The sequence below is a fragment of the Oleiharenicola lentus genome, from assembly GCF_051660365.1.
Lineage (GTDB): Bacteria > Verrucomicrobiota > Verrucomicrobiia > Opitutales > Opitutaceae > Lacunisphaera > Lacunisphaera lenta_A.
In genome coordinates, this window is record NZ_JBOZXB010000003.1 from 1 (window position 1) to 13,622 (window position 13,622).

Below are 13,622 nucleotides of genomic sequence, written 5' to 3' on the forward strand. Positions count from 1 at the left end.
TCCGGCATTCACTTTGAAGTTGAGGTTGCCGTTGCCCGCGAGCGTGCGAATGCCCGTGCCGTTGACGATCAGCGCGTCCCCTTCCTCGATCACGATGTCGCCGGAAGTTGTGTTCGTCGCTTGCAGCGTGTTGATCAGGGTGTCGATGTCTCCGGCACCGACGGCACCGATGCCAGTCGCGGCAGTCAGCGTCGTTTGACCGTTGGTGGTAAGGTTGGCCGTTTCGGCGGCGGTGTTGTCGGTAATCGAACCGTTCGTGGCGGTGAGCGAAAGTGCACCGTTGGTGGAAGCAATGTTGGCGACCGCAATCGAGACCGCAGCGGTGTAAGTGATCGCACCCTCTGCGGTGGTGGTCGTCGCGCCATCGGCCATGGTGATGCTGGTGAGGTCCGCGACGACCGTGACCGTGCCGGCGCCGCCGGTGGCGATTGCACCGGCTTGCGTGACGGTGTCGGCGTTGAGCGCAATCGTGCCGGTGGTCGAACTGATCGTTGCGCCGGAGGCTTGATTGAAAGCACCCGAAGTGTCGGTGAGCGTGATGTTGCCGGAACCGTGCGCGGTGATGACGGCGTTCACGTTGAAGGTGCCGGCATTGACCGTGAGAGAAATATTACCGTTGGCGGCGAGTGTGCGAACACCAGTGCCGACGACGTTGAGCGCGGTGGTGTCCTGCAGGACGATGTCGCCGGAGATCGTGTTCGTCGCGGTGAGCGAGCCGACGTCGAGATCAAGGTCAGCAAAACCGGCGGCACCAATGCCGGTGTTGGCCGTCAGCGTGAGCAGGCCGGCGGTCTGGAAGTTCAGGCTGCTGTCCGCACCCGAGCTCGCGTCGGTAATCGCACCGTCGGCGGTGAGGGTGATGTTACCCGAGGTGCTGGTGATGGAAGCGACGGAAATGGTGCCGGCATTGGTGGTCGTGAGCGTGACGTTGCCGCTGACGGTGGTGATGCGGTCGACCGCAACAGAATTTGTTTCCGTGAGGGTCAGGCTGCCGGTGCCGGTGATCGCAATGCCGTCAACGAGGCGGGATGCGGCGTCCGAGAAAATCGTGCCGGCGAGCGTCGCCGAGCCGATGCGCGCAACGGTGGTGCGGACGTTGATGTCCGTGGCGGCCTGCGCCGTGAAGAGGTCGGCGACAAGGCGGCCTTGCGTTTGGTTGATCGCACCGCCGCGGGCATAGAGCACGATCGAGGAAGCACCGGTGGCGGTGATGATGGCGGTCTCCGCGCCGGAAGAGGTGAGGAAAATGCTACCGCTGGTGAGACCAGCCGCGAGTTCGATGCGACGGTCAACCGCGTTCGCATCCGACGTGGTAAGCGTGCCGTTAGCGGTAACGGTAATGTTGCCTGTGCCCGTCCCCTGTCCGGCGGTCAGTGAAATCCGGTTGGTGGCGTAGATCGCGGCGTTGACGGTGATGTTCGCGGCAGCTTCGAGACGGAGCCACGGATTGCGCTCACCGTAAGTATTGTCGCCGGAGTAGCCGAGGCGCGCATTGACGGTGATATCACCCGTGCGAGCTACGAGGCGCAGTTCGGAGACGCCGGCGTTGATGTCCTGGTCGCGCGTGACGATGATCGAGCCGCCGAAGATCTGGGTCTTGTTGTAGTATTCGCCGGTGGAAATCTGCGAGCCCATGTAGCCGAGATACACCGTGCCGGTGCCGGCGGAAGCGTCACCGATGTTAACCACTGAGAAGCCCGGCAGGATGAGGCCAAGTTCAGAGGCGGAAAGGTCGAGGCGGTTGTTGACCGTCGGCGTCGTTGCCGAAGGCGGCGAGTTACCGACCACAATCGCGCGCGAGACCGTGTAAGGTTTCAACGTAAGCGAAGATTGCGCGCCTGTGTCGGAAATCGTGCCGAGGAGAATAATCTGATTCGACGTAACGACCGCGTTGCCAGAACCGACTTCGAGCGTGTTGATGCGGACAAACGTGCTCGCGCCATCGCCGGTCGAAGTGATGTCGAGCGAGGCGACGATCGTGGTCAGATCGAGCGCGATGTTGCCCGAGACATTGGTCATCGTGACCGCGCCAGCGGTGAGGTTGCCGTTGACGTTGACGGCGCTGGCTTTGACCACGCTCAGCGGCGCGGGTGCGATGTTCACGTTGCTGTTAAACGTGAGCGTGGCGTTCGTGCCGATGGTCAGGCTGTCAGGCAGATAGACGCCGCCGATGCCGCCGACCGCGTTGCCGAAGACCACGTTGCCGTTGACGTAGATCGCGGCGGCGCCGTTGAAGTCGAAGCGCGCATTGTTGGAGAACGTCAGCGTGGCGACGTTGCCGTAAGCGGCGTTGCTGCCGATCGCGACGTTGCCGGCGGCGGCGACGTTGCCGTTGAAGGAAATGTTCGCGCCCTTCGCGATCGTGATGTTGCCGGTGACGGTAACCGGGCCGTCGAAGACGATGTCGGCGGCGTTGGTGATCGTGAGGTCGCCGGCAATCGTGACCGCGCCGCGGAAGCGCACCGTGGTGCCGTTTTGCACCGTGAGCGAACCCGCGAGCGTGACCGCGCCGCCGATGTCGATCGCGCCACCGGCGTTGAGCGTAAGATTGGTGAGCGCTTTGTTTTGACCAACGCCGTTCGCGACGGTGATCGAGGCGGAGGCGTTGAGCGTGAGGCTGTCGGGAATGCCGGTGCCATCGCCGTCGATCTGGCCGCCTGGATTGCCGATGATGATCGAACCGGCCGTGGCGGTGATGGAGCGGGTGCCGTTTACTTCTAGCGTGTCACTGATCGTCTGCGAGAGACCGCTGATGTCCGCGGAGAGCGTGGTGGTGGAACCGTCGCCGAGGATATAAAGATGCTGCGTAAAGAGCGGTGAAAGGATGTCTACGGTGTCGCCACGCAACACAACACCCGGCGCGGTGAACGTAATCGGCGTGAGCGAACGGTCGCCGAGGATAAGCTTGTTGAGGAGTTCGTCCGAGCCGAAATAAATCAGGCTGCTCGAAATAAGATTATTGATCTCGGATTGGGTGAGCACCAGGCCGCCTGCGCCTTGCGGCACGGCGGACAGCGTGGAGGTCGTCGGGATGAAGACGATCGGCAGCGTCGGATTCGTCGGGAAGACGAAGATGTTGTTCGAGCTGACGACGCGTTGGAGAATTTCGAGCTGGTTGCCGGACAGGATGACTTCAACCGTGGTGTTGATCGGCTGGCTGACGGTTTGGGTGCCAAAGAGACTGACGAGTTCAAGGCGCCCGGAGGTGGAACTCGCGACGTTGATCACCTCGTCCAGATCAATGATGTAGCTGGCCTTGTCGGTCGGCGTGTTGACAGAAAGTTCGGCCACATCGGTGAAGATCGAAAGCGGGCTGATCTGGTCGTTGTTGACCGGGGCGCCAACGCCGAGCGCCGCGGTGAGCACCAGCTTGCCCTTGTCCGATTGGATGAATGCACCCTTCGCGTTGCGGAGTTGCGTGCCGTTCGGCGTGTAGAGCGTTTCTTCCCAGCCAAACGCGCCCGCTTGCACAATCGCGCCGGTGTCAAAGTTGACCGAGGCTTGGGTGTATTTCGCAAAACGCAGCGCCCAATCGAGCCAGAGGTGGAAGCCACCGTCGTCGGAGCCCGTGCGCCAGCCCAAGCCGGTGGTGGTGATGGCGCCCGTGGTCGAAGTCAGCGTGATGTCGCCCTCGCCGTTGCCGATGTAGCCGGCGTCGTCCGCAGCGCTGTAAATACCGGCGTTGAGGTTGATGTTGCCGGCGGAGTTGACGAGCGTGACTGGCCCGCTGAGGCGCGCGACCAAGTCGTAATCGATCTGGATGGTCGACGCGGTGTTGAAGTCGATGAGCCCGGCGTGCACGCGGCCGGTCCATGAGACGGATTGGGCGCGGATGGTGAGTTCGCGGCGCAGGTCGATGACCTCGACGCCCGGCCCGGTGAGCGTGACAGGAGCGGCGTTGGCGACGATGGTGATCGTTTCGACGTTGTTGTAACCCGAGTCGTAGTTGACGACCTGCGTGCCCTGCGAAATGCGCGAGTCGCCCGCGCTGTCGGAGACACGGATCGCACCGGAGTCCGGCGACGTAAGGTTCAACACATCGACGTTCGAACTGCTGGCATCGTCGTCGATGTTCACCTCGCCCTGGAGATGCCGGAACGTTACGTTGTAAGTGTCGTTGTTGCTGCCGCCTTGGAGGGTGACGTCATTTGTGTTCGTGGAGGTGACATTGTAAACGTCGCGGCCACTGCCGCCTATCCAGACTTCGGCCGTGCGATTGGCGTCGGTAACCGTGTTGCCGCTAAAGGAAGCGACGTAAGTATTGCCGAGATTAAATGTGATCGGGCCGGTGATCGCAGTGAAGTCGACGCGATCGTCCGAGTCGGCTGTGCCGTCATCGATTTGGTCTTCGCCGAAGTCGCCACTGAAAATATAGACGTCCGTGCCGGCCCCGCCGTTCAGGCTATCGTTGCCGGTGCCGCCTTCCAAGATATCGTCGCCATCGTTACCGAAGAGGGTATCGTTACCGCTCTCGCCATAGAGCCTATCCTTACCGCCACCGCCGTAGAGCGTGTCGTTGCCACTGCCACCGTAAATTAGATCGGCACCGGGCCCGCCGACGATCGTGTCGTTGCCGTCGCCGCCACGGAGGAGGCTGGTGCCAGAGCTGAGATTGTAGATCTTATCGTCGCCCACCCCACCGAAGATGTCGGTATCCGCAAGGACGCCGGACATAATGTTGATGGTGTCGTTACCGTTGCCGGCGTTGTTGACGAGGATTCTGGAAATGCCGCCGTAAGTCTGATCGTAGCCCATCGCGGAAACCTTGAGGGTTTCGTTGCCCTTCGCGCCGCCGACGTGGGACACAGTAAAGCTTTCATTGTTATCGGTGCCGTAGCTACCACCGCGCTGGTTGGCATCGACGCCGATGTTGAGGCGCAGCGTGCTGCCAATCTTGGTCGCAAGAATCGGCGGCGCGCCAAAACTCCAGACCACATCGATATCGAACGGCCCGATGCTGAAGCTGACGGTCGCTTCGCCTTTCGCGATGTTGAAGGTGAGGCCGAAGCTGATCGTGAAATCGATGTTGATCTCGAAGAGGAAGAGATCGATGTGCAGGCCGAGCGTAAGACTGCCGCTGACGCTGAAGCCCCAGCTTGCGAGGGTGAGCGAGAAGAAGGCGCCGAAGTAAATCGGCCCGAATTCCAGTTCGATCCCGGCCGAGGCGGTGAACTCGAACTGACCGTTCGAGCGGACATAGCCGCTCAGGTTCACATTGATGATGTTAAAGAAATTCATTCCGAGATTGCTGATGCGAATCTCGAAATACTCGGAGGTGGAGGTGATCGACGCCGCACCTCTCACCTCGAAGACCCAGATCTTCAACTTCATGTCGATCGAGACCTGGAAGAAGCTGATACGCGTATCGAGCTTGAGGTTAAAGTTACCGGAAATCTCGATCAGGCCCATCGAAAGCACGCTGACACCGAGACCGACATCGATCATGAAGTAAGGCGTGCCGCCTTCGACGCCGATGGCGGCGGCACCGCGCACGGAGAGACGGCCGAAGAGTTTCAGGTCGAGCGACGCGTTGAAGCGGATCTCGAAGCCGCTCGTGCCGAGCTTGAGATAAGCCGCGCCCTCGATGGTGAAGAAGCCGATCTTAAACGCACCGCCGAAGCTGACGATAATGGACTGCGCCTCGAGGGTTTCGTCTTTCAGGCCCGCGACCTGTCCACTATTCGAATCGACATCGAGGACTTTGACGACGCGGCCTACGCTCGTGGTATTGAACGCGAGGCGGAACCGGCCTTCGAGAGAGACAACCCCGAAGCCATCAAGCGCGCCACTCAGTTCGACACTGCCCCAGATACCTTCGGCTCCAAACGACAGCGTGCCCGCCGCCGCGAGGTGGCCGAGCGGATCGAGGTCGGCGATAGCAGCGAGTTCCAGAGTGACCTGCAGGCCTCTGATCGTGAACGTGGCGTCGCCTTCGAGGTGCAGCACCCCGCCAATGGTGATGTCACCATGGATGTTCATGCGCAGGTAGGGCCCCGCAGGGAGATTGACGTTTGCCGTGCCGATCGTGGGCACCGCTTCACCGGTGGTATTCAGTTCCACGACCACCCCGCCGTTCAGCGCGAGGAAGCCGATATCGACACTGAGATTCAGCGACACTTTGCCCGCGATGCCCTTCGGTCCGATCATGAGCGCGGCGATGCCGTTGAACGTAATCACGTTGGTATCGGCGACGCGCAGCGAAATGTCGGCGGTGACAGATATAATCAGACCGCGCGAGCCGACCTCGAGGTAGAATGTGCCTTCGATCCGGAAGCCGGTGCTGTCGGTGCCGACGAAGAGATAACCTTCCGCGCGGATGCGCGCATAGATGCCCGCCTGGAGCGTGACCGAACCGGTGGAGCCGAAATTGAAGGTCTTCTCCTGATTGGTGGTGTTGACCTCGAAACGGAACGAGGCGCGGAAACCGAAGCCATTGCCGTCGAGCAAGCCATCCGTGCCGATCGTGATGCTGAGCAATCCCGCCATGCCGTAAACCGGCACCCCCGCGACTTCGCCGATCTTGGAAATACTCAGCGCGCCCTGGGCGGTGGCGCGGAAGATGACGACGCCAAGCACCTTCAGGGTCATCTGGCCGGCGACGGTGATTTCGAAGCCGTCACCGTTCACCGTCACGGAGAGTTCACCCTCGATGCGGAAGCCGGTGTCGACGCCGGGCAGTTGGAATTGGATAAAGCCGGACGCCGCGAGTTTCAGTTCCGTGGCCTTCAGCGTGATGCCGCCGAGCACGACATCCTCGTCGAGCGTGTTGAGGAAGAAGGCCAGTTTGAACTCGATCTGGAAGACGTTGCCGATGATCGCCTGCGCGCCATCCGTCGGCTCCGCGTCCGCGCTCGTGCCGATGCCAATCTGGATTTGGATGAAGGCTGCGAGGTAAGGCGTGCCGTCCTTGACGCCGATGCGCATGCCGCCGGAAGCGGTGCCGAGCGTGGTGCCCGCGACAGCGGCTTCGGCGCTGACGAGCACCTGCACGTAGCCATCGGCGGCCGCGAGGGTGAACTCAAAGCGACCGGTGAGCGTGGCTGCACGCGCGCCAAGCAGCACGAACGAAATCTTCGCACTTGCGACGAGTTGGAAGAACAGCGGGCGAATGACGATCTCGTCGGCGACGAGCTTGTTGTCGTCATCGAAACGATAGGCGTTGATCGTTTGCTGCGAGGTGGAGGTGTTGATGAGCAGCGCAAATTCGCCACTATCGAGATTGAAGGGACGCGGCAGACCCGGGAAGTTGATGACTTGCAGCGACGCCGCACCCCGCGCGCCCTCGGAGTCGATCACGAGCGAGAGACTGCCCTTCAGTTCGAACAGGGTAACGTTGGCGACCGGGATCTTGAACTCCGTGTGCACCACCGCGTAGAGCGCAAGCCCGTTGCCGCTGATCGACAGCATGAACGCACCGTCGAAGGTCAGTGTATCAAAGACATTAGCGTGCGCCAGGCCGCCGATGGCGACATAAGGCGCCGCGGCCTGACCGAGGTCCGGCACGAGGAGATCGGTCGTCGCGGCCGCAGTCGGGTCATAACCGTCAGCGAACTTCGGCGGGTGGCCTGAAATGGTGATGCTATCGTAGCCAGTGGCGCCGCGCAGGAAGGTGGGAACGGACCAGAGGATATCTTCGCTCGTGGTATTCAGGAGCAGCTCGAGCGTTCCACCCAGTTCGATCCCCGGGAGATTGAGGCTGGCTCCAAGCTTGAATTTGCCGGCCATGCCAATGACGTTGCCGTCGTTGACGCCGTCGGTGTTGCGGTCGCCGAGCGGGATGTTGCCGATGAGCAAGAGCGCTTGGACACGGGCATCGAAAATATGATTTCCGCCCGGGGTGACGGAAATCTGGCCATCCGCAAAAATCTCCAGACTCGAAGTGGAAAGCTTGATCGAGAAAGCACCGCTGATCGAGAAGAGCTGTTCGCCGCCGACAGTGAAGCGCGCGAACGCATAACCGCCGAGGAGCACGGTTTTGGCGGTGAGCGTGAACTCCTGTTCTTCGCCACGGAAGTTGAGCACCTGCGTCGGTTCGCCCGAAGCGTTGAGGTCGCTGTTTGTGCCGAGCTGTAGGAAGTATTGTTTGCTGTTTGCCTTGTCCTCAACGCGCCACATCGAACCGGCGAGAACCGTGACGACTTTGTAACCATCGCCGAGGGTCTTGCCCGCGTTGGCGAAGACGCTCACCATCTGCGTCGTCAACACACCGTCGTTGAGCGAGGCGATGTCAGCGTCGGTCGGGTTGGCGATAAGCGCGCCCGTGGCGATCAGATCACCGGGGATGCCTTCGAGCGTGAGCGTCTCGACCTTGTCGCGCTTGGTCGTGTTGATCTGGAAAGTGCCCGCGAGCTGAATGTCGAGGCCCAGGTTCTGGAGGAACGCGAGATTGGCCTCGATCTTGATGACGCCCCAGAGCTTCGGCAGCTTGAGTTCATCGAGGAAACTCCCCTCTTCGATGCTGACGCCGAAATCGCGGAAGAAGTCACCCGCGGTGAGTTGGTCGGGATCGTTCGCCGGCGAGGTCGTATCGAGGACAAACTTGCCCGCAGAAGAGCCGAGATTGCCGAGGTAGATCACCCGGATCGTGCCGCCGAAAGTGAGTTCGAACCGATTCCCGCCACCCGGAGATTCCGTCGCGGAAAACTCTACGTAGCCGCGAACGTCGAGGATCGGTTCGTCGATGAGGCCGAGATTGATCAGGCCCTGGCCGATTGAGATGCCGCCTTCGAGACGGATATAAAATTGTTCGGCCGGGCGGCGAACTGTGAGCGAAGCGGTGAACGCGGAGGAGTCGGTGCCGTTCGAATCCTTCCAGGCGCCCTGCGCCATCGAAAGTTCGACCTGAATCGTCTCGGCGGAATCGGCCGGCGCGAAACTGCCGGTGAAGTTGAAGCGATAGACGCCGGTCGCCTTGCCTTGCGCATCCTTGAGTTCCTCGACGCTGCTGATGCTGATACCGGTAACATCGGCGCCGCGCAGCGTGAAGCGGTAGCTCGCATTCGCCGTGTCGGTGTTGGTAGAGAAATCGACCGCGGCGCCGCCGGACTCGCTGGCGAGCTTGAAGGTGTAGGCGTCGACGACGATGACGTAGTAATCGCCCGCGGCCAGACCGGACGGGAGCGTGCCGATGGCGGAGAGCGTGACTTTGGCTCCACTGCTAAAACCGTGCGCCGTGGCGGTCTCGAAGGTGTTGGTGGTGCCGTCCGTGTTCTCACCCGTCGCCGACACCACGCGGGTGCGGTAGGCATTCAGAATGAGGTCGGCCGCGCTGAGGCTGCTGAAGTCGATGCCGGCGCCGCGCGTCGCCCCGGTGAGCGTGAGATCGAAATAGCCAAGACTGTTCAGCGAGGCATTGTCGATGGCGCCGCCGTTCGTGAAGCTGGCGGCGGCGGCGCTGCCGAGTGAGAGCGTGAACGTGGCGCTCGTCTCGATGTTATCCGTGCCCTTGTCGTCGGTGAAGGTGCCGCCGAGGAAATTAAGCGTGACGAGGCCGGCCGTGACTGTGCCTGTGTAACTGTAACGATACGTGTTGCCCGCCAGCAGGGTCGGCGTGCCGGCGACGGAGAGCTGGCTGCCATCGGCGAGTGTCAGGGTGAATTCACCCGACGCATCGAGAATCGATTCCGCCGTTACCTTTGCGCCCATGCCGGGGCTGAAGGTGATGTCAATGTAACCCCGGTCCCTGAAGCCGTTGAGACCGATCGTGGTGCCGTTGGTGATGCCCGCCATCGCCCCCGTGCTGCCTTCGACCGTCAGTTTGATGGTCGTCGCGTTGCTCTTGAAGCCCGCGGAATCGGTGACTGCCGCCGCGCCAATACTGAAAGTAACTTCGCCTGAGTCGAACGCACCGGTGAACGCGTAACGGTAGACGTTCGTATTGCCCTGCCGCACGCCGGTGGCGCTGAGCGCGGCCGATCCCTTGCCAATTCCTGCCAGAAGAATTGGGGGACCGGTGGTGAGTGTGGTCAGCGTGGCGCCGTTCGACGGTGTGACGAGGAAGTCGATATAGCCCTGACGATTCAGCGCCGCGATGCCGGTGCTGCCGCCGGAGCCGAGCGAATAGAGGTTCACGGTCGGGCCATGGATGAGGATGGTCGCAGTCGAAGCTTCGTTGGTGATTTCGGTGGTGCTGCCAATGGTGGTCTGCGCGACGGCCCCAGCGGCGAACGCGATTTCAAGCACACCGGAATCCCACGCGAAGTTGGCGGTCGTGATTTTGTAGCGGAAGCGCTGGACGCCATTCGCCCCGAGATCGGAAGCCGCGACCTGTGTCTCGACCACTTTACCCTCCTGCCCTGCGACGGTCGACGTGCCGACAACGATGCCCACCGGAGTCGGGTCGAATTGCAGCGTCACGGTGCTACCATCCGCGCGGCGCAGTAGGGCGCTGAATTCCGCATCCGCATCGAGAATGGACGTGTAATTGAGCGTGCCGCGCGCGCCGGGTGAGTAAGTGACATCGATGTAGTAACTGCCGCCATCTTTCACGAGGTTGAGCCGGCCCACGTCAGCCGCACTCGTGCTGGTCGGAAGCACCACGCCCGCGGTGGGCGCGATGCTGGTGCCGGCGAGATCCGCATCGGACGGCGCGAGCAACACCGGAATCTCGACTTCCTCACCCGCGGCGTTGCGGAAGCCCATCTTGAGTTTGCCGTCGATCGTCACGAGCGGGAACTGGTCCGGCAGATCGGCGAGGAAAAGCACCGTGGCCGCGCCGTTGGAGATATTGGAGAGATCGGCGTAGAGTTTGCCAGAGAGAGAAAGATTGTCGGCGGCGAAGTTGAGTTTACCGCTGATGAGGAACTTCCCGTCGGTGCTGATCATAATGCCGACTTCACCGTTGAAGACCTGCTTCGAGGTGTAGGCCGAGTAGATCTTGGCCGAGCCCTTGATCAGGAACGGCGACGTGAACGCCGCGCCGAAGCCGTTGCGACTCGGGTTGTCCTGGATGTCCTGATATTGGTTGGCGACCTGTTGCTTGACCGAGGCGAGCCACTCCGAAGCGGATTGCGCGGTGACGCTGGTCGAAAATTCATTGCTGCGAAGTTGCTTGGCTTCGTCGATCGAGGGGAGCGTTTTGAAGAATTCCACGCCCGCGGTAAAATCATTGATCGTGAGGCCGGTGTTCGGCTCGAGCAGGATGCCGGTTGGCGTGCTGACGCTGACGGTCATGCCGAGCGGTCCCATTTCACTGAAGGCGAGCCGCACCGCGAAACCAGACGCACCCGCCACCGAATAGCTACCCGTGATGCCGATGAAGAAAACGCGATCCACGATGACCGACTCGGAATCGAGATCGCTCGCGAGGACGTAATTGCCCGGGCTGGCTTCCTTCATGCGCGCGAAGCCACCGATGAGCGTGCCTTCGATGCCGTTGCCTGACACGGAGACGCCGAGCGCACCGATATCGATGATCGGGAACTTGCCTTCCGCGAGCAGGCTTGGACGGATGCGAATGCCATCCACCGTGCCGGTGAACGAGAAGCCGGGCGCGCCCGGCATACCGGCAATGGTCGCGGAGAGCAGGATGTCAAAGTCGCCCGGATCGTTTTCGAAATCCGCCCAGTCGAGACCGATGCTCTTGATCTGGATCGGCAGCCAGGAAGGCCACTTGAAGCTGTCTCCGTTGGCGCCACCGATGCGCAGAATGACGCCGAACCGCGCGGTGGAATCGGTCGGGTCGCCGGCGTGAAAGCTGCCATCGCCGGTGATGTAGAAGTTGCGCGCTTCGCCGCCGAGCGTGACGGAACCGACGGAAAGATCCGCGCCCACTGTGCCAAAGCTGGCCATGACTTCATCGTCGCCCGCCGCTGTGTTAAGTTCGAAGTCGGTGGCGAACAGGTGCAGGAAGCTGCCGATGGTGAAGTCGAGCGTGTCGACCTTGAAGATGAGTCCGTCGACGTTGCCGTCGGTGAACGTGAGTTCGACGCGCATCGCCTCGGTGCCGGTGTCGGCGCTGTCCTTGATCTTCGCCGTGAACGCGTTGCCACCAATAGTGAGGGTCGCGCCGCCGGTGGCGACGAAGATGGAACCGTTGAACGCCGGCTGAGCGGTGCCGTCGAAGCGCACCGACCAGTTCGTCACACCGACCCGGATATCGTCGAGCTTGAGGAAGCTCCCGAGCGTGAACGGCCCGCCGACGATGATTTGCGCCTGACCGATCGTGAAGCCATTGCCGGTGACGACGATGCCGCGCATCGTCTTGCCAGTTTCCGGATTATTATAGGTGCTGAGCTGTCCGGTGATCGTGTTGCCCGGCAGCGCGAGAATCTGGATGGCCAGATCGTCAGCTGCGAAAATTTCCTGGTCGCCGCCCGCCGCCGGGTCGTAAGCGACATCGATGTTCGTGCCCGTGATCTTGAAGACCTTCGGCACCGTGATCGCGAGACCGTCAGCGTGCACGCTCCACTTGCCCGTGGCGGAAAGGCCGAACCCAGCCGCGAGATCGACGCCGATGTCGAACGTGACATCGAGCCCGGTGAGTTCGGCCACGATGCCGGAGCTGGTTTGCGCGCCCGCAGACGCAGAACTGCCGAACGCCAGGGTCGCGCGACCGAGCGAGAGCATCAGGCTGATGACGAGTTTGCCGTCTTTGAAACCGAAGTCCGCGAGACCGACGCTCGGATTGGCGAAGGACAACGGTCCGACTGAGAACGTGCTCGTGCTCTGGCTGGTCGGGGTAACAACCGGGGCCGGCGTCGCCGCCGAAGGCGCATTCTCATCCGCCGGCGCTGGGCTCGGCGAATTGCGTTCGAACTCCAATTCGAAGCCGGCAATGGTCGCGCCCGTGATGCGGAAGGCCACCAGCTTGAAGCCTTCCGTCTTGGTGATCTTCATCTCGGCCGTGCCGGAGAGCGAGTAGTCACCGCCGCCGAACGACAGTTCCGCGCGGGTGATATTGATATTCAGGTCACCGTTGGCCTGCGGTTGGAATTCCACCGTGCCAGACAGAGTAAAGATGTCGCCGACCTTGATGGTGATACCACCGATGAAAATCGGCGCATCGTTGGCCGTGGTGAAAGTCAGCGGGATACTGATGTCGTCGGTGACATCGACCACTTGCGAGAATGCAGCACCGGTCTTGTTTTGCGCGACCCCGAAGCGCAGACCGAGTGAGTCGGTAGCGGCGTCCAAACCGGAGAGGCCGACGAAGCCCACCGAGCCTTCGCCACGGAACGCGTATTTGCCGGGCGCGTTGGTGAAGACGACCATCGCGAATTCGATATCGTAAACGCGGATGCCGATCGCATCTGGATTCAACGTGCCATTGGCCAAGCGCATCGGACCGGAACCGACAAACACTTCGCCACCGGCGAGCCCAATCGCGAACTGGTTGGATTTCCGCGTGAACGAAAGGTTGCCGTAGATCTCGAGCGTGTTCGCGATCGAGAAGGCGATGTTTTCGCCCGTGAATTGGATGAAGCCGTTGGTCTCGTCCGCGTCGAAATTGAGTTCGATCGTCTCGCCGTTGAGGATCACGCTCTGGTTGATCGCCGTCGCGAACTGATTCAAGCGCAGCGTCATCGTGGCGGACAGCGTGAGCGCCGGCACGCCGACAAGTGCTACGGTGCCAGTGACCTGACCGGCTTTGAGTTCGCCGTCCTGCACGAAGATCGCCTCGC

The 13,622-nt window shown here is 61.6% G+C and carries 1 pseudogene (running past one end of the window); it reads right to left on the reverse strand.

The features are described 5' to 3' along the window. Nucleotides 1–13,622 (reverse strand): annotated as a pseudogene (locus ACRRQW_RS19500) (hypothetical protein) (its annotated part continues 18,667 nt past the right edge of the window); the annotation flags it as partial.